Annotated in this window: 14 protein-coding genes; 13 read left to right on the top strand and 1 reads right to left on the bottom strand. The window is 66.9% G+C overall.

Annotated elements, in window-relative coordinates; genetic code table 11:
• The first annotated feature begins 24 nt into the window (after positions 1 to 24).
• The 13 genes from AC07P1_RS31475 (at position 25) to AC07P1_RS31415 (ending at position 25,451) form a co-directional block, all read left to right on the top strand.
• Positions 25 to 12,426 carry a beta strand repeat-containing protein gene (locus tag AC07P1_RS31475; RefSeq protein ID WP_494699538.1) on the top strand — a complete coding sequence of 4,134 codons (12,402 nt, stop codon included), beginning with the start codon at positions 25 to 27 and terminating at the stop codon, positions 12,424 to 12,426.
• A gap of 251 nt (positions 12,427 to 12,677) precedes the next feature.
• The gene (locus tag AC07P1_RS31470; protein WP_494699537.1) at positions 12,678 to 15,890 is read left to right on the top strand and encodes an O-linked N-acetylglucosamine transferase family protein; all 3,213 of its coding nucleotides are present in this window, start codon (positions 12,678 to 12,680) and stop codon (positions 15,888 to 15,890) included.
• 14 nt (positions 15,891 to 15,904) lie between these two features.
• A complete protein-coding gene (locus AC07P1_RS31465; RefSeq protein ID WP_494699536.1) occupies positions 15,905 to 16,795 on the top strand; it encodes a glycosyltransferase in 891 nt (296 codons plus the stop codon).
• The gene (locus tag AC07P1_RS31460) at positions 16,792 to 17,214 is read left to right on the top strand and encodes a sugar 3,4-ketoisomerase (RefSeq protein WP_090327764.1); all 423 of its coding nucleotides are present in this window, start codon (positions 16,792 to 16,794) and stop codon (positions 17,212 to 17,214) included. The genes AC07P1_RS31465 and AC07P1_RS31460 overlap by 4 nt, the downstream gene beginning before the upstream one ends.
• Positions 17,211 to 18,317 (top strand): DegT/DnrJ/EryC1/StrS family aminotransferase, encoded by a 1,107-nt coding sequence (locus tag AC07P1_RS31455; protein ID WP_494699535.1) that lies wholly within the window; start codon positions 17,211 to 17,213, stop codon positions 18,315 to 18,317. Before AC07P1_RS31460 ends, AC07P1_RS31455 begins: the two co-directional genes overlap by 4 nt.
• On the top strand, positions 18,314 to 19,057 hold the full coding sequence (locus AC07P1_RS31450) for an acyltransferase (RefSeq protein WP_494699534.1): 744 nt from the start codon (positions 18,314 to 18,316) through the stop codon (positions 19,055 to 19,057). The genes AC07P1_RS31455 and AC07P1_RS31450 overlap by 4 nt, the downstream gene beginning before the upstream one ends.
• 21 nt (positions 19,058 to 19,078) lie before the next feature.
• Complete coding sequence (locus tag AC07P1_RS31445; RefSeq protein WP_494699533.1) at positions 19,079 to 21,913, top strand: O-linked N-acetylglucosamine transferase family protein; 2,835 nt, start codon at positions 19,079 to 19,081, stop codon at positions 21,911 to 21,913.
• Positions 21,914 to 22,039: 126 nt separating this feature from the next.
• A complete protein-coding gene (locus AC07P1_RS31440; protein WP_494699532.1) occupies positions 22,040 to 22,675 on the top strand; it encodes a PI-PLC domain-containing protein in 636 nt (211 codons plus the stop codon).
• Positions 22,662 to 23,297: an HAD family hydrolase gene (locus tag AC07P1_RS31435; protein WP_494699531.1), complete on the top strand. Its 636-nt coding sequence runs from the start codon at positions 22,662 to 22,664 to the stop codon at positions 23,295 to 23,297. Before AC07P1_RS31440 ends, AC07P1_RS31435 begins: the two co-directional genes overlap by 14 nt.
• On the top strand, positions 23,290 to 24,033 hold the full coding sequence (locus AC07P1_RS31430; protein ID WP_494699530.1) for a glycosyltransferase family 2 protein: 744 nt from the start codon (positions 23,290 to 23,292) through the stop codon (positions 24,031 to 24,033). Before AC07P1_RS31435 ends, AC07P1_RS31430 begins: the two co-directional genes overlap by 8 nt.
• A gap of 7 nt (positions 24,034 to 24,040) precedes the next feature.
• Positions 24,041 to 24,376 (top strand): nuclear transport factor 2 family protein, encoded by a 336-nt coding sequence (locus AC07P1_RS31425; protein ID WP_494699529.1) that lies wholly within the window; start codon positions 24,041 to 24,043, stop codon positions 24,374 to 24,376.
• A 2-nt stretch (positions 24,377 to 24,378) separates the two neighbouring features.
• The gene (locus AC07P1_RS31420) at positions 24,379 to 24,708 is read left to right on the top strand and encodes a hypothetical protein (protein ID WP_494699528.1); all 330 of its coding nucleotides are present in this window, start codon (positions 24,379 to 24,381) and stop codon (positions 24,706 to 24,708) included.
• Positions 24,705 to 25,451 (top strand): glycosyltransferase family 2 protein, encoded by a 747-nt coding sequence (locus tag AC07P1_RS31415; protein ID WP_494699527.1) that lies wholly within the window; start codon positions 24,705 to 24,707, stop codon positions 25,449 to 25,451. The genes AC07P1_RS31420 and AC07P1_RS31415 overlap by 4 nt, the downstream gene beginning before the upstream one ends.
• Here the strand turns inward: AC07P1_RS31415 and AC07P1_RS31410 are convergent.
• Positions 25,448 to 26,296 (bottom strand): hypothetical protein, encoded by an 849-nt coding sequence (locus tag AC07P1_RS31410; protein WP_494699526.1) that lies wholly within the window; start codon positions 26,294 to 26,296, stop codon positions 25,448 to 25,450. The two genes, AC07P1_RS31415 and AC07P1_RS31410, sit on opposite strands and share 4 nt — an antisense overlap.
• Positions 26,297 to 26,370 lie beyond the last annotated feature (74 nt).

Below are 26,370 nucleotides of genomic sequence, written 5' to 3'. Positions count from 1 at the left end.
ATATTTCCGTCAGGAGATTAAATTATGCCATCGATAGTACCTGGATTCACCACCGACCAAATCGTCAGCCTGCAACCGAGCCAAATGGCGCTGCTGACGACTGCGGAAATTGCCTTGCTCACGACCACGCATATGACCGTGTTGTCGAGCACGCAGTTGGCCGCGATCGGCACCACCCAGTTACGGGCGCTATCGACCCAGAATCTGCGCGTGCTCAGCACCGACCAGATCGGCCACGGCTTCACCACCAAACAGATCCAGGCGTTGACGACCGGACAAATGATCAGCCTGACGAACGATCAACTGGTCCATGGCTTGACCACCGACCAGTTCGCCGCGCTAGCCACGGTCCAGGTCGCCGCGCTGACGACCGCGCAAATCGCGCTGGTCGAGGCCGACGACATCGCCGCGCTGCAAACGCGCCAGGTGGTCGCGTTGAACACGGCGCAGCTGCGCGCGCTCGGCACCGCCCAGATCGCCGCGTTGACCTCCAGCCAGACGGCAGCCCTGCAAACCCGGCAACTGGCCGCGCTGAGCAGCGCTCAGCTGGCCAGCATCGACACCGACGACATCAGCGCCATGACCACGCAGCAACTGGTCTCGCTCGGCACCGCCGCGCTGGGCGCGCTGACCACCGACCAGATGGCCGCGCTGCGCACCGCGCAAAGCAGCAGCCTGTCGACCGTGCAGATCGGCGCCCTCGGCAGCGATCAGCTGGCCGCGCTGGGCACCGCCGGCTTCGCCGCGCTCAAAACCGCGCAGATCGCCGCGCTGACCACCAAGCAATTCGCCGCGCTCAGCACCGACCAGATCGTCGCGCTGACGACCGCGCAAACCGCCGCGCTGACCACGCTGCAACTGGGCCAGATGAGCAGCGCCCAGCTGGCCGCGATGGAAACCCAGGACTTCGCCACGCTCAAGAGCCAGCAGCTGAACGCGCTCGGCACCGCCACCACCAGCGTCCTCAGCACCGACCAGATCGCCGCGCTGACGACCACCCAGGTGGCGGCGATGCGCAGCGGCCAGTTGCGCGCCCTGAGCACCGACCAGATCGCCGCGCTGGGCACCCAGCAAGTGGCCGCGCTGACCACCGCGCAAATCATCGTGCTGAGCTCTGAACAGGTGACCGCGATCGAGACGCGCGACATCGCCGCCATGAAAACGGCGCAGGTCGCCGCCTTCACGACGGCGCAGCTGAACGCGCTGACGGCCGGCCAGATGGCCGCGCTGACCACCGCGCACGCGGCCGGCCTGACCACGATGCAAATGGCATCGCTGGGCACGGCACTGCTGGCCGCGCTGGAAACCCAGGACCTGGCGGCGCTGCGCACCCACCAGATCGCCGCCATCTCGAGCCAGGGCATCGCCGCGCTCGGCACCCAGCAGGTGGCCGCGATGACGACGGCGCAGATCGGCGCGCTGAAAACGGGCCAACTGGCCGCGCTGGACACGGCCCAGATCGCCGCGCTGGGCACCGCCCAGGCCAACGGTCTGAGCACGCAGAACATGGCGGCATTGTCGACCTTGCAGCTGAGCGCGCTCAGCACCGCCAACCTGGCCTCGCTCAAGACCCAGCAACTCGCCGCGATGGGCACCGCCCTGATCGCCGCGCTCGACACCGACCAGATCGTCGCGCTGAAAACCGCGCAAGCCAACGCCCTGAGCTCGCTGCAGCTGTCGGCCTTGTCGAGCGACCAGCTGAACGCCATGGAAACGCAAGACCTGGCAGCGCTGCGCACGCAGCAGCTGGCCGGGCTGAGCACCGCCAATATCGCCGCGCTGGACACCAGCCTGGTCGCGGCGCTCACCACCGCCCAGGTCGCCGCACTGTCGACCCGGCAAATCGCCGCCCTCGGCACGGACCAGGTCATCGGCCTGACGACCGGCCAGGCCGGCGCGCTGACCAGCCAGCAGATCGGCGCGTTTAGCAGCGATCAGGTCGCAGCCATCGAAACGCGCGACCTGGCCGTCATGAAAACCAGCCAGCTCGCCGCCATGGGCACCGGACAGTTCGGTGCGCTGACCACGCAACAGATCGCCGGACTGACTTCGCTGCAAACGACATCGCTGCTGACGCAGCAAGTGGCAATGCTCAACAGCGACCAGATCGCCGCGATGGAAACGCAGGACCTGGTGGCGCTCAAGTCGCAGCAGGCCGCCGCGCTGTCGAGCAACGCCGTCGCTGCCTTGACGACGACCCAGTTCGCCGCGCTGGCCAGCACGCAGCTGAGCAACTTCACCAACAGCCAGCTCGCCGCGCTGACGACCGATCAGATCGTCGCGATGACGAGCGCCCAGACCGGCGCGCTGAGCACGCGCGCCATCGCCGCCCTGTCGACCGACCAGCTCAACGCGCTGCAAACGATCGACTTCGCCGCGCTGAAAACCGCGCAGATCGCCGCCCTGACTCCGTCCCAGGTGGCCGCGCTCAACACCGACCTGATCGTCGCGCTGACGACCCAGCAGGCCGCCGCCTTGAGCGGCACCCAGTTGCAAGCGCTCACCACCGGCCAGCTCGCGGCGATGGAAACACGCGACTTCGCCGCGCTCAAAACCAGCCAGTTGCTCAGCCTGGGCACCAAGGCTATCGCCACCTTGAGCGCCAACCAGGTCGCCGCGCTGCAAACCGCGCAGATCGCGCAACTGAGCTCGGACCAGATCCAGGTATTGAACACGGCCCAGCTGGGCGCGCTGACGACGGCGCAAGTCAACGCCTTCAGCACCGCACAGATCGGCTACCTGCTGACCGCGCAAATCGCCGTGCTGACCACCGCCGACTGGGCCACGCTCAAATCGTCGCAGTTGAACGCGCTGAGCTCGAACCAGCTCGGCGCCGTCACCACCGACCAGATCGTCGCATTGACCACGGCGCAAACGGGCGCCCTGTCCACCCAACAACTGGCGCTGCTGTCGACCGACCAGTTGGTCGCGATGGAAACCCGGGACCTGGTCGCGCTCAAGACGCAACAAGCCGCCGCGTTGTCGAGCAACGCGGTCGGCGCCTTGACGACGACCCAGTTCGCCGCGCTGGCCAGCACCCAGCTGAGCAACCTCACCAACAGCCAACTGGCAGCGCTGACGACCGATCAAATCGTCGCGATGACGACCGCCCAGACCGCCGCGCTCAGCACCCGCGCCATCGCCGCCCTGTCGACCGACCAGCTCAACGCGCTGCAAACGATCGACTTCGCCGTACTGAAAACCGCGCAGATCGCCGCGTTGACGCCGGCCCAGGTGGCCGCCCTGAACACCGACCTGATCGTCGCGCTGACGACCGCCCAAGCCGGCGCGCTGACCGGCGCCCAGTTGCAAGCGCTCACCACCGGCCAGTTGACCGCGATGGAAACGCGGGACTTCGCCGCGCTCAAGACCAGCCAGTTGCTCAGTCTGGGCACCAAGGCCATCGCCACGCTCACCGTCAACCAGGTCGCCGGGCTGCAAACGGCGCAAATCGCGCAACTGAGCTCGGACCAGATCCAGGTGCTGAACTCGGCCCAGCTGGGCGCGCTGACCACGGCCCAAGTCAACGCCTTCAGCACCGCCCAGATCGGCTACCTGCTGACCGCGCAAATCGCCGTGTTGACCACCGCCGACTGGGCCACGCTCAAATCGTCGCAGTTGAACGCGCTGAGCGCGAACCAGCTCGGCGCCGTCACCACCGACCAGATCGTCGCGCTGACCACGGCGCAAACCGGCGCCCTGTCCACCCAACAACTGGCGCTGCTGTCGACCAGCCAGCTGGTCGCGATGGAAACGCAGGACCTGGCCGCCCTCAGAACGCAACAAATCACCGGCCTCGGCACGTCCAACATCGCGGCGCTGACCACCGAACAACTGCAAGCGCTGAAGACCCACCAGCTCGCCGCGCTGAGCAGCAAGCAGATGGCCGCGCTGACGACCGACCAGATCGCCGCGCTGACCACCGCGCAAGCGAGCAACCTCGGCACCGCGCAGATGGCCGTCTTGTCGAGCAAGCAGTTGCTCGCGCTTGAGACCGCCGACCTGGCCGCGCTGACGACGGCACACCTGGCCGCCCTGGGCACCGACCAAATCAGCCTGCTGAGCACCGACCAGATCGTCGCGCTGACCACCATGCAGGTCGCCAACCTGGGCACGCGCCAGTTGCAGGCGTTGACGAGCAACCAGATCGCCGCGATGGAAACGCGCGACCTGGCCGCGCTGAGAACCGCGCAACTGGCCGGCCTGAGCACCGCCAACCTGAACGCGCTAAGCGCCGACCAGATGCAGGCGCTGACCAGCGCCCAGCTGAATGGCCTGGGCAGCGCGCAGCTGCAATCGCTGAACAGCGCGCAAATCGCCGCGCTGGGCACCGCGCAGGTGACCAGCCTGTCCACCGCACAAGTCACTTTACTGAGCAGCGAGCAATTGCTGGCCTTGGGCACCGACGTGCTGGCACTGATGAAAACGGCACAAATCGCCGCCGTCAAAACCGCGCAAATCGCCGCCCTCAACAGCGACCAGCTGATCGCGCTGACCACCGCGCAAGTGAGCGGACTGGCCACGCAGCAAGTCGCCGCCCTCGGCAGCAACCAGCTCAACGCGCTGGAAAGCCAGGACTTCGCCGCCCTGAGAACGTTGCAGATCGCCGCGCTCGGCACTGATCTTTTCGCCAATTTGAGTACGGCGCAGGCGGCCGCGCTGACCAGCGTCCAGGTGGCGGGACTGAGCACCGGCCAGTTGGCCGCGCTTGGCACCGACCAGTTGCAAACCTTCGCCACCGGCGACATCGCCGCGCTGAGGACCGCGCAAGTGGTGGCGTTGACCACCGGCCAGGTCGGCGCGCTGACCAGCGACCAGTTCCGCTCGATGACCGCCGCCCAGATGGCGGTGCTCACCAGCGCCCAGATCCGCGCGCTCGGCACCGACCAGATCGTTGCGCTGAGCACCCTGCAGGCAGGCAACTTGACCACCGACCAGGTGCACGCGCTGACCTCCGGCCAGCTGGCAGCGCTGGAAACGCAAGACTTGGCCGCGTTCAAGACCCAACAAGTGGCGGCGCTCAGCACCGACCAGTTCGTGCTGCTCAACAGCGACCAGATCGCCGGCCTGAGCGTCACGCAAGTGGCCAACCTGACCAGCCAGCAGGTGGCAGCGCTGATCACCGACCAGATCGTCGCACTGGAAACGCGCGACCTGGCCGCGTTGCGGACCGTGCAGTTGCAAGCGTTTAATAGCGCCCAGCTCGGCGCGATCTCCACCGACCAGTTGCAGGGCATGACCGCCGCCCAGCTGGCATCGCTGGGCACCTCGCAATTCCAGAGCCTGCTGACCGCGCAGATCACCTCGCTGACCACGCAGCAGGTCGCCGCGTTGGCCACCGGCCAGATCGCCAGCCTGACCAGCAACCAACTGTCCGCGCTCAACACCGCTGAAATCACCGCCCTCAAGACGGCGCAGATCACCGCGTTCAACACCGCCCATATCGCGCTGCTGAGCACCGACCAGGTCACCGCGCTGACCAGCGCCCAGGTCGCCGCGATGTCGACCAGCCAGCTGTCATCGATGAGCTCGGACCAGATCCACGCGCTGAGCTCGGAAGATTTCGCCGCCCTGAGCGCCGCGCAACTGACCGCCATCGGCGGCCTGAGCTACCTGAACACCGACCAGATCCAGGCCCTGACGCAGAACCAGATCGCCGGCCTGACCACCGACCAGATCGCCGTGCTGAGCACCGACCAGATCGCGGCGCTGACCACGCGCCAGATCGGCAGCATCAGCACCGCCGGCGTCGCCGCCCTGAGCAGCGACCAGTTGCGCGCGATCGAACTGGAAGACATCGCCCAGCTGAAAGTGCCGCAACTCGCCGCGCTGAGCACCGAGCGCATCGCCCAGCTGACCAACGACCAGATCATGTCGCTGACCACCGCGCAGCTCGGCAGCCTGGCGACCGCCCAGATCGCCGCGCTGACCACCACGCAAATGCAGGCGCTGACCACCGGCGAGGTGGTGTCGCTCAAAACCGTGCAAATCGCCGCGCTAGGCAGCGACCAGCTCGCCGCCCTTGTCATCGACCAGGTGCAGGTCCTGAGCTCCGGCCAGCTCAACGCCCTCAGCAGCACGCAACTGCGCTCGCTGACCGCCGACCAGATCATTCAGCTGACCACGCAACAATACGCGCTGCTGGCCACGGCGCAAGTGGCCGCCCTCAGCACGCAGCAACTGGGCGCCATCGAACTGGAAGACCTGGCCGCGCTCAAGACCGCGCAGATCGCCGCGCTGGGCACCGAGCAAATCCAGTCGCTGACCCTCGACCGCGTCGCCGCGCTGACCACCGCGCAGACCCAGGCGCTGGGCACCAACCAGTTGCTGGCGCTGACCACGACCCAAATCCAGGCGCTGACCACCGACGAATTGCTGGCCCTTAAGTCCACCCAAATCGCCGCGCTGGCCACCGACCAGCTCAACGCGCTGCTGGCCGACCAGTGGCAAAGCCTGGGTTCGGCGCAGCTCAACGCGCTGACCACGGACCAATTCCAATCGCTGAGCAACGACCAGATCATCCAGCTGACGACGCGGCAATTCGCCCAGTTGGCGACCACCCAGATCGCCGCGCTGGGCACCGCCCAGCTGAACGCGATGGAGCTGGAAGACCTGGCCGCGCTGGTCAGCAACCAGATCGCCGCGCTGGGCACCTTGCAGGTCAGCCAGCTCGGCCTGACCCAGATCGACAACCTGACCACTGCCCAGGTCGCCGCGCTGACCAGCAACCAGCTGGTCGCGCTCGGCACCGACCAGGTGCGGGCGATCGCCACCGACGACCTGCAGGCGCTCAAAACGTCGCAGGTGCAAGCGCTGACCACCGTCCAGTTGACCGCGCTGACCATCGACCAGCTGCAAAACCTGACCACCGCCCAGCTCGACGCGCTGACGTCGGCGCAGGCGGTCTCGCTGACCACGGACCAGATCGCCGCGTTGACCACCTTGCAGATGGACAACCTGGCCACCCGCCAGATAAGCGTGCTCGGCAGCGAGCAGATCGCCGCCATCGGCACCGACAACTTCGCCACCCTGTCCAGCGCCCAACTGGGCGCGCTCAACAGCGCCCAGTTCGCCGCGATCACGACCGACCAGATCGTCGCGCTGAGCAGCGTGCAGACGGCCGCGCTGAGCACCGCACAAGTGGCCGCGCTCGGCAGCGACCAGCTCAACGCGCTGGAGACGGCCGACTTCGCCGTGCTCAAGACGGCGCAGATCGCCGCCCTGACCACCGCCAACGTCGCCGCGCTGACAACCGACCTGGTTAGTACCCTGGGCACCGCGCAAATCGGCGGCCTGAGCACCGGCCAGATCGCCGCCTTGAACACCGACCAGATCATGGCGCTGGGCACGGCCCAGGTCGGCGTCCTGGGCACCGCGCAGATCAGCGTGCTCAGCACCGACCAGATCGCCGCGCTGAGCACGATGGATTTCGTCGCCCTGCACAGCAACCAACTGGCCGCCTTCAACACCGACCAGATCGGCGCGCTGACCGCCGAACAGCTCAACGCGCTGTCGACCAGCGCCGTCACCGGCCTGACCACGCAACTGCTGGGCGCGCTGACGACCTTGCAATTGAGCCTGCTCGAAACCGCCCATGTGGCGGTGCTGACCTCGATCCAACTGCCGTCGCTGAACACCGCCCAGTTGGCCGCGCTCAACACCGACCAGTTCGCCGCGATCAACACCGGCGCCATCAAGAATCTGCAGGCGGTGCAGTTCGCCGCGTTGACCACCGACCAGATCGTCGCGTTGACCACCGCCCAGGTCCGCGCGCTGGGCAGCACCCAGCTGACCGCGCTGGTCAGCGACCAGGTGGCCGCGCTGGAGACGGTCGATCTGGCCGCGTTGTCCACCGCGCAAGTGACTGTGCTGGGCACCGACCAGTTGCAAGCGCTGCTGACCGACCAGTTGGCCTCGCTGGCCACGGCGCAGCTCACCGCGCTGACCACCGACCAGATCGCCGCAGGCCTCAATACCGACCAGATCGCCGCGTTGACCACGGAACAGGCCGCGTCGCTGGCCACCAAACAGGTGGCGGCGCTGACGACGGCCCAGATCGTCGCGCTGGAAACGGCCGACCTGTCGTCGTTCACCACGCGCCAGATCGTCGCCCTGACCAGCGACCAGATTGGCGTACTGAACAGCGATCAACTCAACGGAATGACCACGACCGAACTGGCCGCGCTGACCACCAGCCAGATCAGCAGCGGCCTGAGCACGGCCCAGCTGGTGGCCTTGGACGCCGACCATGTCAGTTCCCTGACCACCGCGCAACTGGTGTATGGCCTGGGCAGCGACAGCATCGCCGCCCTGACGACCGACCAGCTTGTGGCGCTGCGTACCGCGCAAACCTCGGTGCTGAACAGCAGCCAGGTGCAGGCGCTGACCACCGACCAGATCGTCGCGCTGGGCACCGCACAGGCGTCGACCCTGACCACGCAACAAGTCGCCGCGCTGACGACCGCCCAGGTCGTCGCGCTGGAAACGGCCGACCTGTCCTCCTTCACGACGCGCCAGATCGTCTCGCTCACCAGCGAGCAGATCGGCGTATTGAACAGCGACCAGCTCAATGGCCTTGCCACGAGCCAGCTGGCGGCGCTGACCACCAGCCAGATCAGCAATGGCCTGAGTACGGCCCAGCTGATCGCACTGGATGCCGACCACGTCAGTTCCCTGACCACCGCGCAACTGGTCTATGGCCTGGGCAGCGACAGCATCGCCGCCCTGACGACCGACCAGCTCACCGCATTGCGCACCGCGCAAACCTCGGTGCTGAACAGCAGCCAGGTGCAGGCACTGACCACCGACCAAATCGTCGCGCTGGGTACCGCGCAGGCATCGACCCTGACCACACAGCAAGTCGCAGCGCTGACGACGGCCCAGTTCGTCGCGCTGGAAACAGCCGATCTGTCGTCCTTCACGACGCGCCAGATCGTCTCGCTCACCAGCGATCAGATTGGCGTACTGAACAGCGACCAGCTCAACGGAATGACCACGACCGAACTGGCCGCGCTGACCACCAGCCAGATCAGCAGCGGCCTGAGCACGGCCCAGTTGGTGGCCTTGGATGCCGACCACGTCAGCTCCCTGACCACCGCGCAACTGGTGTATGGCCTGGGCAGCGACAGCATCGCCGCGCTGACGACCGACCAGCTCACCGCATTGCGCACCGCGCAAACCTCGGTACTGAACAGCAGCCAGGTGCAGGCACTGACGACCGACCAGATCGTCGCGCTGGGCACCGCGCAGGCATCGACCCTGACCACACAGCAAGTCGCCGCGCTGACGACCACGCAGGTCGTCGCGCTGGAAACAGCCGATCTGTCGTCCTTCACGACGCGCCAGATCGTCTCGCTCACCAGCGAGCAGATCGGCGTATTGAACAGCGATCAGCTCAATAGCCTTGCCACGAGCCAACTGGCGGCACTCACCACCAGCCAGATCAGCAACGGCCTCAGCACGGCCCAACTGGTCGCACTGGATGCCGACCACGTCAGTTCCCTGACCACCGCGCAACTGGTCTACGGCCTGGGCAGCGACAGCATCGCCGCGCTGACGACCGACCAGCTCGTGGCGCTGCGCACCGCGCAAACCGCGGCGCTGAACAGCAGCCAGGTGCAGGCGCTGACCACCGACCAAATCGTCGCGCTGAGCACCGCGCAGGCGTCGACCCTGACCACGCAACAAGTCGCCGCGCTATCGACCGCCCAGGTCGTCGCGCTGGAAACGGTCGACCTGTCGTCCTTCACCACGCGCCAGATGGTCGCCCTGACCAGCGACCAGATCGGTGTACTGAACAGCGACCAGCTCAACGGCCTGACCACGACCGAACTGGCCGCCTTGACGACCAGCCAGATCAGCAACGGCCTGGGCACGGCCCAACTGGCCGCGCTGGACGCCGACCACGTCAGCTCCCTGACCACCGCGCAACTGGTGTACGGTCTGAGCAGCGACAGCATCGCCGCGCTGACGACCGACCAGCTCACCGCATTGCGCACCGCGCAAACCTCGGTGCTGAACAGCAGCCAGGTGCAGGCGCTGACCACCGACCAGATCGTCGCGCTGAGCACCGCGCAAGCGTCGACCTTGACCACGCAACAAGTCACCGCGTTGACGACGGATCAGATCGTCGCTTTGGAAACCGACGACCTGGTCGTCCTGAGCACGCGTCAGATCGCCGCCATCAACACGGTGCAGGTCGCCGCGCTGGCCGCCGGCCAGCTCAATTCGCTCACCTTGGCGCAACTGGCCGCCTTCGGCACCAGCCAACTGGCCAACGGCCTGCAAACGGCGCAGGTCGCCGCGCTCGACATCGCCCACATCGCCGCGCTGAGCACCGCCCAGCTGGCTTACGGCCTGACCATCGACAACCTGCTGGCGTTAACCACCGATCAGATCCGGGCGCTGGGCACCACCCAGATCGCCGCCATGACCACCGCCCAGGCCAGCAACCTGAGCACCGATCAGATCGCCGCGCTCGCCACGGCGCAAATGACCGGCCTGTCCACCGCGCAGATGCAGTGGCTGACGGCGGACCAGCTGGCCGCGTTGAGCACCGACCAGGTGGCCGCGCTCGACACCCAGGACGTCGCCGCGCTGACTGCCGGCCAGTTCATCGGCCTCAGCACCGACCAGACCGTGGCGCTGACCACCAACCAGGTGCGCGGCCTGAAAACGGCCCAGATCGCCGCCATCGACGGCGTGCAGATCACCGTCTTCAGCACCGACCAGCTCGGCGCGCTGAGCACCGCGCAGGCGGCCTCGCTCAGCGTCAATGCGGTGATCGCGCTGTCGACCATCCAGATCGGCGCGCTCGCCACGGCCAACGTCGCCGCGCTGGGCACCTTGCAAGTTGCCAGCCTCGACGTCACGCAATTGCCGGGTCTGAACACGGCCCAGGTGCAGGCGCTCACCAGCGCCCAGCTCGGCGCGATGACGGCCGACCAGCTGTTCGCCATGAGCACCAGCCAGATCAGCGCCTTGCGTACCGCACAGATCGGTTACCTCAACACCACGCAGTTGTCGTCGCTGTCGAACGGCCAGATCCAGGCCCTCACCACGGAACAAGTGGCCAGCATCAAGCTGAGCCAGGTCACCGCGCTGACGGTCGACCAGGTCGCCGCCTTCGACACCAACCAGCTGCAGTCGCTGACCACGGCGCAAATCCAGACGATGACATCGACGCAACTGAACGCGCTGACCGGCACCCAGGCGGCCGCGCTGACCACCGTGCAGATGGGCGCGCTGAAGAATACCCAGATCGCCGCGCTGACGATCGACCAGATCAACGCCTTCACGCCGACGCAGCTGGCCGCCTGGACCACCAGCCAGCTCGGTTCGCTGACGGTGACGCAGATCGGCTACCTGTCGACCACGCAGATCGCCGGCCTGACCAACACGCAAGTGGCCGGCCTCAAAGCGAGCCAGTTGCAAGTCTTCACCACCGACCAGATCGCCGCGTTCACGGCGGGGCAGATCCCGTCGCTGACGACGACCAACCTGACCGCGCTCAGCATCGCGCAGGCGGACGCCCTCACCGGCGCCCAGGTGGCGGCCATGTCGGTCACGCAAACGATGGCGCTCAACGCCGCGTCGGTCAACTACGCCACGCCGCTGGTGCTGGATCTGGACGGCAACGGCGTGCGCACGCTGAGCATCGCGGCCGGCGTCCAGTTCGACATCCGCGGCGACGGCCAGGCCGTCAACACCGGCTGGGTCGACAACAAGGACGGCCTGCTGGCCCTGGACCGCGACGGCGACGGCGTCATCAACGACGGCGGCGAACTGTTCGGCAGCGCCACGACCCTGGCCGACGGCACCAAAGCCGCCGACGGCTACGCCGCGCTGGCCGCGCTCGACGGCAACGGCGACGGCCATATCAGCGAAGCCGACGACGCCTTCGGCGCGCTGCGCGTCTGGGTCGACGGCAACTCGGACGGCGTCAGCCAGGCCGACGAGCTCAAGACGCTGGCGCAGCTGGGCATCGCCACCATCGCCACCGGCGCCAGCAACGCGCTGACGCAGCAAAACGGCAACGTGATCGGCCTGACATCGCGCTACACCGGCACCGACGGCAGCGTGCACGACAGCGCCGACGTCTGGTTCCTGGCGCAAAAACAGGCAGCATCGGCAACACCAGCTGCCACTTTACAACAGCAAGTCAGTGGCCTGAGCAGCGCCCTGTCGAGCTTCACCGCTGCCAATCCGGCAACAACGGGCATCGACAATGCGGCACAAACGCAACAGCTGACGGCATTGAAAGCCACCGGGGCGGGCGCCGAAAACGGCGTGCAAGCGCTGACGGACGCGCTCAAGCAGTACCACGCCGGCCAAGGCTTGCAAGGTGCCGCCGGCGCGCTCACCAACACCCGCCGCGAACCGGGCGGCCACAGCGCCACCAGCTGGTTCAGCGTCCCCGACCGCTAACCCCACCCCGGGGTCAGGTCCGACATTCGGACACGCTCACAACCGTATTTCCATGATACGGCCGAGCTTGTGTCCGAATGTCGGACCTGACCCCGGGGGTTGTGATCGGTCGAGGAGACGGGGTTTTACATTCTTGCTCCTGAGCCAAAAGTTGCCCCGTATCCAGCGACAAAAGGTATGATAGTGCCTACCTTTTATGGCTCTGCGGGCCGTTCGCCGCGTGCCGGATCGATCCAACTTTAAGCCCAGCCATGACCGCTCAAGCTCCTGCCGCACCCGCTCCCTCCGATACCAGCCCGCTGGGCAATGTGATGGCCCTGGCCGCCAGCGGGGCGCTTTCCATCGGCGATCTGTTCGGCGCCGCCGCCGTGCTGCAGGAAAGCGGCCAGCTGCCCGCCGCGATCGGCCTGTATCAAACCTGGATCCTGAACACGCCGTCGCCGCTTGTCTATGCGGCCTGCTTCAACCTGGCCGTGGTGCTGTCCAATAGCGGCGACGATGCCGGCGCCGAGAAAGTGCTGCGCCAGGCGATCGCGCAAAATCCCAACTTCGTCGAGGCCCGCCTGAATCTTGGCACCTTGCTCGAACGGGTCGGTCGTCCGGAGGAGGCGCTGGCGATGTGGAACTCGGTGCTGACCGACGTCCAGCCGGATATCAAGACCAATCCAACCCTGCACGTGCAAACCCTGAACAACCTGGGACGCCTGCTGGAGATCCGCAAGCGCTACCCCGAGGCCGAGAAGATGCTGGCCCTGAGCCTGGGCGTCGATCCGCAGCAGGCCAACGTGATGACCCATTGGGTTCACCTGCGCCAGAAGCAGTGCGAGTGGCCCGTCTACAGCGGCCTGGAACACATCTCGGTCACTACCATGATCGATGGCACCTCGGCGCTGGCGATGCTGAGCGCCTCCGACGATCCCGCCCAACAGCTGGCCGCCGCCCGTCGCTTCGTCAACGAGAAGGTCAACGCCGCCGTCGCGCCGCTGACCGGCGCCCATGGCTACGGCCACAGCCGCCTGCGCATCGGCTACCTGTCGTCCGACTTCTGCTCGCACGCGGTATCCATCCTGACCGCCGAACTGTATGAGCTGCACGACCGCAGCAAGTTCGAGGTCTATGCCTTCAGCTGGAGCCGCGAAGACGGTTCGCCGATCCGCGCCCGCGTGGTCAAGGCGATGGACCATTACATCCGCATCGATGCGCTGACCGACGAACAGGCCGCGCGCACCATCCGCGCACACGAAATCGATATCCTGGTCGACCTGCACGGCCTGACCCTGGGCGCGCGCCCGAACATCCTGGCCTTCCGCCCGGCGCCGGTGCAGCTGACCTATCTCGGTTTCCCCGGCAGCACCGGCCTGCCCGGCGTCGATTACGTGCTGGCCGACGAATTCCTGATCACGCCCGAGATGACCAAGGACTTCACCGAGAAGCCGCTGTACCTGCCCGACACCTTCCAGATCAACGACCGCCAGCGCGCCATCGCCGCCAAGCCGACCCGCGCCAGCGTCAACCTGCCGGACGACGCCTTCGTCTTCTGCTCGTTCAACAACAACTTCAAGTTCACGCCCGACATGTTCGGCACCTGGATGAACATCCTGCGCCGCGTGCCGAACAGCGTCCTGTGGCTGGTGGCCGATTATCCGGAAGTGCGCGAGAACCTGTACCGCTACGCCGAGGAGGCGGGCATCGACCGCAACCGCCTGATCTTCAATACCCGCGCCGTGCCGGCCGAGTACCTGGCGCGCTACCAGCTGGCCGACCTGTTCCTCGACACCTTCCCGTTCAACGCCGGCACCACCGCCAGCGACGCGCTGTGGGCCGGCCTGCCGCTGCTCACCTGCGCCGGCCACACCTTCTCGTCGCGCATGGCCGGCAGCCTGCTGCGCGCGGTCGACCTGCCGCAGCTGATCACCTATAACTTCGCCGACTACGAAGAGAAGGCCGTGGCGCTGGCCAACGATCCTAACCGCATCGCCTCGATGAAGCGCCAGCTGGTGGCCAACCGCATGACCTGCGCGCTGTTCGACACGCCGCGCTTCGTGCGCAACCTGGAGGCGGCGCTGCAGCAGGTGGCCAAGCCGGCCGCGCCGCGCATGCCCGCGCCGCAGCACGCGGTGCGCCCGTCCGACGATCCGTCGCAGAGCACGGCGTCCGAACCGGTGCGCATCGACCAGATCCCGATCGTCAGCGTGTCCTACAATTCGCCGGACCTGATCGAGGCGCTGCTGCGCACCCTGCGCCAGTTCTACACCAACCGCGTCTACATCATCGACGGCTCCAACCCGGACGTGGCCGAGAAGATCCGCGCCATCACCGACGGTTTCGACAACGTCGAGTTCATCCCGTTCGGCTACAACATCCACCACGGTCCGGGCCTGAGCTGGGCGATCAACCATCTGGGGCTGTCCGGCGAGGTGCTGTTCCTCGACTCCGACGTCGAGATCCTCAAGGGCGGTTTCATCGAATCGCTGCACAGCCATCTGCGCCCCGGCATGTACGGCGTCGGCACCATCCAGCCGGTCAACGAACAAGGCTACGACCGCGCCGACGGCGCCGTGCGCTACCTGCATCCGGCCTGCATGCTGACCAATATCGAGGTGGTGCGCCAGTGGCCGATGCCGATCAAGCACGGCGCGCCGATGATTTCGACCATGCTGGCGATCCACCAGGCCGGCGCCCACCACCTGATCGAGAGCATCGAGTGGGTGCGCGAGGACTTCGCGCCCAAGCCGCCCAAGCGCAACTACATCAAGCATGACTGGCAGGGCACCGTGATCCGCACCGGCGGCTACCACTACGACCTGCCCAGCGCCACCACCGTGGTCAACACCGACCTGCTGCAGTTCGTGCCGCAGGAGGCGCGCAAGATCGTCGAGGTGCATTGCCGCGACGGCGCCTTCGCCAAGGCCTACAAGGCCCGCAACGCCATCGTCGACTACACAGGCATCGAGGCCGATCCCGCGCCGGCCCAGGCGGCCCGCCCGCACTGCGATTTCGTCTTCAACGTGGAGATCGAACACGCCGGCCCGGACCTGTGGGACCACGTGCGCGGCGCCGATTGCTGGGTGCTCGACGAAGCGCTGGAGATGATCGACGATCCATGGACCCTGCTGCAGAAGATCCGCACCAGCATCGCGCCGGGCGGCAAGATCGTCGCCACCATCCGCAACTTCCAGCACTGGAGCATCCAGGCGCGCATGAACGCCGGCGACCTGCGCTACGGCCCGGCGGGCCTGGAGAAATCGCGCAAGCGTATCTTCACGCGCGGCGCCATGCTGGAGATGTTCCAGCAGGCCGGCTTCCAGATCAGCGGCGGCAGCGCGCGCATCGTCGACGAACCGGCGCGCGAAAAATACCTGCCGGCGATCCGCCTGATGGCCGGCGCCAGCGGCATCGATCCGGTGGTGGCGGTGGAAGACGCGCTGCCATGGCAATACATCGTAACGGCAGTCGCCGCCTGACCCGGGAACGCACCATGAGTTTGCCATTAGTTAGCATCGTCATTCCGTCGTATAAGACCGGCCATTTCGAGACCTGCCTGCGCTCCGCGCTGGGCCAGAGCTATCCGAACATCGAAATCCTCGTCAGCGACAACTGCCCGACCGAGGCGATCAAGGACATCTGCGCCAAGTACAGCGGCCACCTGATCTACCAGCGCAATTCGGCGATCCGCGAGCAGAACGTGCTCACGGCGCTGTTCGCGGCCAAGGGCCAGTTGATCAAGCCCCTGTTCGACGACGACGTGCTGCATCCGTTCTGCGTCGAGCGCATGGTCGCGACCATGAACATGGACCCGGAGATCCAGCTGGTGTTCTCGGCCTCGCAGGTGATCAACGTCGACAACGAGCGCACCGACACGCGCCGTCCGTATGAAGCCAGCGGCAGCATGCCGGCGCGCGATATGCAGCGCAGCATGGTGCTGGGCATGCGCAACTTCGTCGGCGAATTCAGCTCGATCATGTTCCGCCGCGAGCGACTGTGGGAGATCGGCCGCCACTTGTTCAAATACCACAACCACGATTGCACGCTGGGACTGGCCGACGTCGCCGCCTACTTCAATCTGGCGCGCGACGGCAAGGTGTTTTACATCGACGAAGAGCTGTCCTACTTCCGCCACGACCGCCGGCTGGAATCGAACTCCAACCCCAACGCCAACCCCAACTTCGGCTACTGCTTCTCCGACTACATCGATCTGCTGATCGAATCGGCCGACATCGGCATCGTCGCGCCGGACGAACTGGCGGTGATGGCGCCCACCGTCGACGACGTGGCCGTGCGCCTGGGCGGCGTATTCCCGATGATGGCCACGTCCCAGCAGCGCTTCCACGCGGCGGTGGCGGCCAACCGCGAGGGAGCGCCATCATGATGGACCAGTGCCGGCTGATCGACCTGCCGCCGCACCACGACGTGCGCGGCAACCTGTCGGTGATCGAGGGCGGCGTGCATATCCCGTTCGATATCAAGCGCGTCTACTACCTGTACGACGTGCCGGGCGGATCGGCCCGCGCCGGCCATGGCCACATCGAGCTGCAACAGCTGTTCGTGGCCATGTCGGGCAGCTTCGACGTCATCGTCGACGATGGCTTCGAGCGCAAGAAATTCCAGCTCAATCGTTCCTACTACGGCCTGTACGTGCCCGGCATGATGTGGCGCGAAGTCGAGAACTTCTCGTCCGGCGCGGTGTGCGTGGTGATGGCATCGACCCTGTACGACCCCAAAGACTACTATCACGACTACGACGAATTCGTGGCCGCGGCAAACCACCATAAGCGAGTGTCACCATGAGCGTCCCTTTCCTCGACCTGAAAGCCATCAACCTGTCGCAAGCCGATGAACTGGAAGCGGCATTCAAGCGCGTGCTGCACTCCGGCTGGTATGTGCTGGGCGCCGAAACGTCGGCCTTCGAAGCCAGTTTCGCCACCTACTGCAAGAGCGGGCACGCCATCGGCGTGGCCAACGGCCTCGATGCGATCTTCATGATCCTCAAGGCCTACGGCGTCGGCCCCGGCGACGAGGTGATCGTTCCGTCCAATACCTTCATCGCCACCTGGCTGGCGGTCAGCGACTGCGGCGCCACGCCGATCCCGGTCGAGCCGACCGCCGACGGCTTCAACATCGATCCGGCGCTGGTGGAGGCGGCCATCACGCCGCGCACCAAGGCCATCCTGGCGGTCCACCTGTACGGCCAGACCGCCGACATGGACCCGCTCAAGGCGCTGGCGGCCAAACACAATCTGAAGCTGATCGAGGACGCGGCGCAGGCGCACGGCGCGCTGTATCGCGGCGGCGTCGCCGGCCAGCTGGGCGACGCGGCGGCCTTCAGCTTCTACCCGGGCAAAAACCTGGGCGCGCTGGGCGACGGCGGCGCCGTCACCACCAGCGACGACGACCTGGCCGACAAGATCCGCACCTTGCGCAACTACGGCTCCAAGGTCAAGTACTACAACGAGGTGCCGGGCTATAACTCGCGCCTGGACGAGGTGCAGTCGGCGCTGTTGAGCGTCAAGCTGCCCAAGCTGAACGCGGACAACGCGCGCCGCCGCGCCATCGCCGCCATCTACGACCGCGAGCTGGCCGGCATCGCCGGCCTGGCGCTGCCGTTCGTGCCCGAGTGGGCCGAGCCGGTGTGGCATCTGTACGTGGTGCGCCACGCCCAGCGCGATGCGCTGGCCAAGGCGCTGGCCGAACAGGGCATCGGCACCATCGTCCACTATCCGGTGCCGCCGCATCTGCAGCCGGCCTACGCCGATTTGGGTTACGCCGAGGGCGCGTTCCCGCTGGCCGAGGCGATCCACCGCGAGGTTCTGAGCCTGCCGATCGGCCCGACCATGAGCGACGGGCAGGCGCTCGAAGTGGCCGCCGCCGTGCGTAAATTCTGCACCGTATGATCCATCCCAGCGCACTCATTTCGCCGAAAGCCAAACTGGGCGCCGACGTCAGCGTCGGCCCCTTCACCATCATCCACGACAACGTGGAGATCGGCGACGGCTCGGTCATCGACGGCTACTGCGAGATCGGCTATCCGACCCCGCTGGCCGACGGCCAGCCGCTGGTGATCGGCAAGGGCGCGCGCATCCGCTCGCACTCGGTGTTCTACGAGGGCTCGCGCTTCGGCGGCAAGCTGGTGACGGGCCACCGCGTGGTGGTGCGCGAGAAAACCGTGGCCGGCGTCGCCTTCCAGATCGGCACCATGAACGATATCCAGGGCGACTGCCAGATCGGCGACTACGTGCGCTGCCAGTCGAATGTCTTCATCGGCAAAATGTCCAAGGTCGGCAACTTCGTCTGGCTGCTGCCGTACGTGGTGCTGACCAACGATCCGCACCCGCCCAGCAACGTGTTGATGGGCGCCGAGATCGGCGACTACGCGGCCATCGCCGCGATGTCGGTGATCCTGCCGGGCGTGAAGGTCGGCGAGCGCGCGCTGGTGGCGGCGCACAGCAAGGTGCACCGCGACGTCGCCCCCGGCACCGTCGTCGCCGGCAATCCGGCCGCCTTCCTGTGCGACGCCTCCAAGATCCGGCTCAAGGACGGCACCGGCGCCCCGGCCTATCCGTGGACCACCCACTTCAAACGCGGCTACCCGGCGGATATCACCGACGGCTGGGACGCGGGCCCCACGGCCTGACCGGCCGCCGAACGGACGCCCATGACCCGCCAACTTCACGCAGCCATGGCCGCCGGCAATCTGGCGGAAGCGGGCACCCTGGCGATGGCGCTGGCGGGACTGGGCGAACTATCGGTCATGGATTTGATCGGCGTGGCCGGCCTGATGGCCGCGCAGGGCAGGACCGAACAAACCATCGCGCTGTACACGCTGTGGCTAAAACACTGCGACTCCCCGCTCGAATATGTGGCCTGGTACAACCTGGCCGTGGTGCAGGCGCAGGGGCAGGACGACGCCGGTGCCGAACGCGCCTACCGCGAATCGCTCAAGCTGCGTCCCGGCTTCACCGAAAGCCAGCTCGGTCTGGGCGTGCTGCTGGAGCGCAAACGCCAGCCGGAAGCGGCGCTGACCCTGTGGCGCGAGGCGCTCGATCTGCTGGAGGCGGTGCCAGCGGGCGCGCCGCCGGCGGCGGCCTCGCTGCAGGTACGCCTGCTTAACAACATCGGCAGGCTGGCGGAGGCGCAAGACGATGCGGCGCAAGCCGAGGACGCGCTGCTGCGCAGCCTCCAACTGGATCCCAAGCAAAAACTGATCGTGCCGCGCTGGCTGGACCTGCGCCTGAAGTTGTGCGCGTGGCCGGTGCACGGCTTCATCCCCGGCGTCAGCGAGACGGCCCTGCAGCACCACACGTCGGCGCTGGCGATGCTCAGCCTGGGCGACGATCCGGCGCGGCAGCTGGCCTACGCGCGGCGCGAGGCGGCGCTGCACTTCCCGCCGCCGTCGACGGCGCTGTCCGACCAGGATGGCTATGCCCACCGCAAGCTGCGCGTCGGCTATCTGTCGTGCGGTTTCGGCGCGCAGCCGGCCGGCCGCATGGTCGCCGAGCTGCTGGAGCTGCACGACCGCGACCAGGTGGAGGTATACGGCTTCTGCTGGAGCGGCGAGGATCACTCGGCCCTGCGTCAACGCCTGCTGCGCGCCTTCGACCTGCATGTGCCGATCGGCCCCTTGAGCGATATGCAGGCGGCGCAGGCGATCCGCGCCCACGAGATCGACATCCTGGTCGACCTGCATGGCGTACTGCCGGGCGGACGGCCGGGCATCCTGGGCCACCGTCCGGCGCCGGTGCAAATCGGCTGGCTCGGACAGGCCGGCACCAGCGGCAACAGCCGCGTCGACTACGTTTTGGCCGACAGTTTCGTGCTGCCCCCGGAACTGGCCGGCTACCATACCGAAAAACCGCTGTATCTTCCGCACTGCTTCCAGCCGCAGGACCGCCAGCGCGCGCTTCCCCGGCCGCCGGCGCCCGGCGCGCGCGCCGGCTTCGGCCTGCCCGGCGACGCCTTCGTGTTCTGCTGCTTCGGCGCCGCCGGGCATATCGTCCCGGAGCGCTTCGCCACCTGGATGCATATTTTGCGCGCGGTGCCGGGCAGCGTGCTGTGGCTGCAAACCGATAGCGAACAGGTACGCGACAATCTGCGCCTGGCCGCCCTGCGGCACGACATCTCCAGCGACCGCCTTTGCTTCGCCGCGCCAGCAGCCGGCGAATTGGCGATGGACCGCTACCAGGCGGCCGACCTGTTCCTCGACACCGGCCCGCACAACGCCGGCGCCATCGGCGGCGACGTGCTGTGGGCCGGCCTGCCGCTGCTGACCCGCGCCGGCCGGACCTTCGCCAGCCGCGTGTGCGGCAGCCTGCTGCAAGCGGCCGGCCTGCCGGAGCTGATCGCGCTGACGGAAAAGCGATATGCCAACAAGGCGATCCGGCTCGCCACCCATCCAAAAGAACTGGCCCGCCTGCGCAATCGCCTCAACAAGAACCGCGCCAACGCGCCGCTGTTCGACACGCCGGCGCTGACGCGCGACCTGGAACGACTTTACCTGCGCGTGGCGCGCGGCACGCTGAAACGAAGCAGGCGCAAAACACCCCAACAAGCCGACGGCACCGCCCCGCCGCTGGTCAGCATCCTGATCCCGGCCGACGATCCACTGCCGCTGGCAACCACGCTGGCCGGCGCGCTGGCGCAAACCCACGTCAATTGCGAGGTGATCGTCTCCGACAGCAGCCCGCACGGCGCCTGCCACGCGCTGCTCAAGCCACTCTTGAAAGCGCACCGCCACCTGCGCTACAGCCACGCGCCCGGCCTGGGCTCCCTCGACAACCTCAATCACTGCCTGGCGCTGGCACTGGGCGAATACATCGCCGTCGCGCCGCCCGGCGACACGATGGCGCCGGACAAGATCGCCGTCATGCTGCCCTACTTCGTCGACCACGCGCGCGTGCGCCTGGTGGCCGCCTGGCGCCAGCCGCGCGCGCCGGACGGCACGCCGCTGCCGGCGGCGCCGCTGTTCCCGAACGAGCTGCTGATCGACGGCGCCTCGCTGGCCAACATGCTGCTCGGCGGCGACACCGGCGACAACGGCGCCGCCGCCGCCATGTGCGCGCCCGGCGCGCTGCTGTTCAAGCGCGTCACGCTCGGCCAAGCCTTCGGCCGCTACGGCGGCCACGCCTATCCCGAACGCGCCGACGTCGCCACCGCCCTCGCCGCGCTGGCCGGGGGCGACTACGTCTATCTGCCGCAAGCGCTGTCGGCCTGCCCGGCCGCGCCGGCACCGGCGGCATCGGCGGCAAAGGCCGCGCCAGCGGCCGCGCTGGATGCCGCCCTCGAAAGCCTGCGCCTGCTGCACCAGGCGCGCGAACAAGGCCACGACTTCGGCACGCCGGCGCGCTTCAAGGAGTTGCTGTCGGCCCGCCTGTCGGAACTCAACGTCCTGCTGTCGACACACTATCCGCAATTGGCCGCCACCGCCGACGACCGGCTCGACGCCGTGCAGCGCGCCATGCGGATGGCCTATCAGCTGCTGCTGGCGCCATGATGCGATGGCGGCCCATCCCCCGCGCGCCAACCACTCCATGCGTTGCCTATTAACAACGCGGATGGCCTTGCCCCAAGCGATCCCCGGTTACAATCACAGGTTCTTCTTCCGCACACACACGCAAGCATGAAAATCGTCGCGCACCGGGGTTACTGGCTTGAAGAAAGCGAAAAAAACTCGCCGGCCGCGTTCGAGCGGGCGCTCGCGGGCGGCTTCGGCATCGAAACCGATCTGCGCGACGCCGGCCGCGAGGTCGTCATCTCGCACGACATGCCTGGCGGCGGCGAGATGACGCTCAATACCTTCCTGGCACTGTGCGCACGCTACCCGGCCGGGCGGCCGCTGGCGCTCAACATCAAGGCCGACGGCCTGCACGCGCCGGTGGCGGCGGCGCTGGCCGCCCACGCCACCGCCGACACCTTCGTGTTCGACATGGCGGTGCCCGACGCGCTGGGCTACCTGCAGCGCGGCCTGCCGGCCTACACCCGCCACAGCGAATACGAGACCGTGCCGTCCTTCCTCGAGCGCGCCGCCGGCGTCTGGCTCGACGCCTTCCACGGCGAGTGGTACCAGCCGCGCGACATCGAGAACTGGCTGGAACGGGGCAAGGCGGTGTGCGTCGTTTCGCCGGAACTGCACCGCCGTCCCCACCTGGACCTGTGGCGCCGTTTGCGCGCCGCCGGCCTGCACCGGCACCCGGCCCTGAGCCTGTGCACCGACTTCCCCCAAGCCGCGAAGGATTTTTTCGATGACCAGGATTAAAGCCATCATCTTCGATATGGATGGCGTGCTAATCGATGCCAAGGAATGGCACTTCGAAGCACTCAACCGCGCGCTCACGCTGTTCGGCATGGCCATCAGCCGCTACGACCACCTGGTGACCTACGATGGCCTGCCGACCAAGACCAAGCTGCGCATGCTGTCGATGGAGCGCGGCCTGCCCGAGGCGCTGCACGGCTTCATCAACGAGATGAAGCAGATCTACACGATGGAAGTGATCTACGCCAAATGCAAGCCGGTGTTCCACCACCAGTTCGCGCTGTCGCGGCTCAAGGCCGAGGGCTACCGCATGGCGGTGTGCTCCAACTCGATCCGCAACACCATCGCCATGATGCTGGAACGCGCCGAACTGCTGCCCTTCCTCGAATTCTTCCTGTCGAACCAGGACGTGACGGCGCCCAAGCCGGCGCCGGACATGTACCTCAAGGCCATCGAGCGCATGGGATTGCGCCCGGACGAATGCCTGATCGTCGAGGACAATCCGAACGGCATCAAGGCGGCGCGCGACTCCGGCGCGCACGTGATGTGCGTGCACGACGTGCGCGAGGTCAACCACGCCAACATCACCCGCACCATCGCCGAACTGGAGGCCGCTCATGCTTAACATCATCGTGCCGCTGAGCGTGTCGTCGCCGTTCTTCGAGGGCGCCGACTTCCCCTTCCCCAAGCCGCTGATCGAGATCGCCGGCAAGCCGATGATCCAGTACTTGATCGAGAACCTGGACGGCATCGCCGAGGACAAGCGCTTCATCTTCATCCTGCGCGACGAGGATTGCAGCCGCTACCACCTCGACAGCACGGTGCGCCTGCTGGCCGGCGCCGACACCGCCATCATCCGCCTGATGCACCAGACCGAGGGCGCCGCCTGCAGCGCCCTGCTGGCGATCGACTACATCGGCGCCGACGAGCCGCTATTGATCGTCAACGGCGACCAGTTGTTCGACGTCGACCTGAACGACTACCTGGCGCGCTTCCGCGCCGGCGGCGCCGACGCCGGCGCGCTGACGTTCGATTCGGTGCACCCGCGCTGGTCGTACGCGCGCCTGGAGGGCGGCGATACGATCATCGAGACGGCCGAGAAGCATCCGATCAGCCGCCACGCCATCGCCGGCTTTTACTACTTCGCGCGCGGCGCCGATTTCGTGCTGGCGGCCCAGCACTCGATCCGCAAGAACACCAGCGTCGACGGGGTGTTCTACATCGCGCCGGTGCTCAACGAACTGGTTCTGCTGAACCGCAAACTGACCGCGCTGGCCGTGCCCAACGACGCCTACCACACCTTCTATTCGCCGAAAAAGATCGAGGAATACGAAGCCGCGCTGCACCGACTACCCAATTGACACGACCATGAGCAAACAACTGACAGAAGCCTACATCCGCGCCTTCGACGCCCGCGACCTCGACGCCGTGGGCGCCCTGCTGGCCGACGATTTTTCGCTGGAGGACCCGGTGGTCAAGCGCATCGACGGCAAGCCGGCCGCGCTGGCCATGATGAAGGGCATGTTCGAGGGCTGCCAAAAGCTGTCCTTCCGCGCAAAAAACATCTACGCCGACGGTGCCACCACCGTGATCGAATTCACGCTCGACATCGACGCCACCCACCTCGAGGGCGTCGACATCATCGAATGGCGCGACGGCCGCATGCACGCGCTGCGCGCCTACCTCGACATCCCGAAGGGCTGATCATGGAACGCTACAAGCTTGACGACATGGTGCGCGGCTGGTTCGTCGGCGACTTCACGCCGACCGCGCTGGCCACCCGCGCCGCCGAGGTGGGCATCAAGCACTACCGCGCCGGCGACCGCGAGGCGCGCCACTACCACAAGATCGCGCAGGAGATCACGGTGATCCAGAGCGGCCGCGTGCAAATGAACGGCGTCGAGTACGCCGGCGGCGACATCGTCGTCATCAATCCGATGGAGTCGACCGATTTCGTCGTGCTGGAGGACACCGTGACCGTGGTGGTCAAGGTGCCCGGCGCGGTCGACGACAAATACCTGGGCGAGGCGCCATGATCAACATCGTCGTGCCGATGGCGGGCCATGGCAGCCGCTTCGCCAACGCCGGCTACACCGATCCCAAGCCGCTGATCCCGATCGGCGGCCGGCCGATGATCGAGGTGGTGATCGAGAACCTGCGCCCGAGCCAGCCGCACCGCTTCATCTTCCTGTGCCAGCAGGCGCACCTGGAACAATATGGACTCGGCGCGCGGCTGGAGGCGATCGCGCCCGGCTGCGCCGTCGTGCCGGTGGCGCACGTGACGCAGGGCGCGGCGTGCACGGTGCTGCTGGCGCGCGCGCTGATCGACGACGCCACGCCGCTGATGATCGCCAACTGCGACCAGTACATCGACGCCGGCATCGACGACTACCTGGACCGCATGGCGGCGGAAAACCTGGACGGCCTGATCATGACGATGAGCGCCGACCACCCGAAATGGTCGTACGTGCGGCTCGACGCCGAAGGCGCCATCGTCGAGGTGGTGGAAAAGCAGGTGGTCTCGAACGAGGCCACGGTGGGCATCTACAACTTCGCGCGCGGCGCCGATTTCGTCGCCGCCGCCGACGCCATGATCGCCGCCGACCTGCGCGTCAACGGCGAGTTCTACGTCGCGCCGACCTACAACGCGATGATCGCCGCCGGCGCCCGGCTGGGCTACCACAACATCGGCGCCGACCGCGCCGGCATGTACGGCCTGGGCGTGCCGGAGGACCTGGACTACTTCCTGGCCCACCCGCTGGGGCGCGCGCTGGGCTAGGCCGCCGGCGTCACGCGCTCGTTCTGGCCCGAGACGCCCGGATCGATCTGCGCCAGCAGCTCCGCCACCGTCAGGCCGCCGCTCAGCGCCATCTCGGTACCGAACGAGCGGCTGGCTTGCAGCGATGGATCGACCTCCTCGAAGTAGCGCGGTATGCCGCGCCAGATCACCGAGTCGTGCACCTCCTTGCGCATGCTGATGATGCGCCCGACCACGCCCTGCTCCTGCAGCGACAGAAAAGTCATCGTGTGGTCGACGTGCGACGACACGTGGAACGCGGTGCCGGCGCGGCTGCGTTCATACAGCCCGGTGTAGATGGCGTCGAGCACCGCCACCTCGCCCAGCAGCATGAAGTCGGGCGTCGAATGGATCTTCTTGACGTCGCAGTATTCGATCATGATGTCGCCCGAGCCGCGACGGATCTGCGCCATGTGCATCACGATATGGGCCTGGTGCACCGTGACGTCGGCGCGCAGGCGGTAGACTACCGCGTCGTCGCCCAAGCCTTCGCGCACCGCGCGGATGCCGGCCAGCGCCGCGTAGTACAGCTTTTCCTTGTTGTTGCCGATGACCTTGCCGCGATAATTGCTTTCGGTATGCAAGGTATGCTGGTCGGAAACCACCAAGAAGTCGAACAGGGCGGCGTTCTCGCGCAGCCACTCGCCGTCCTCCTCCCAGCCGCTGAAGGCGATCTTGAAGCCGATCGCGCGGAACACGCTCGCCATCAGGATGATGCCCGGGCGGCTGTCGTACGGGACGTTCGGATAAAAGAGCAAGCCCGGAAACGGCGGACGAAACGGCAGCTGCGTCGGGCCGTGCAGCAGAAGGACTTTTTCGATCGCCATCACTGTTACTCCTAAGATATAGTCAGCAGAGTATAACAAAGACATCTCCCCATGGTTGCCGGTTGTGGCTATAG

The sequence above is a fragment of the Duganella sp. GW821-FHT07F09 genome (assembly GCF_059418705.1).
This window is presented reverse-complemented; position numbering and strand designations above follow the sequence as displayed.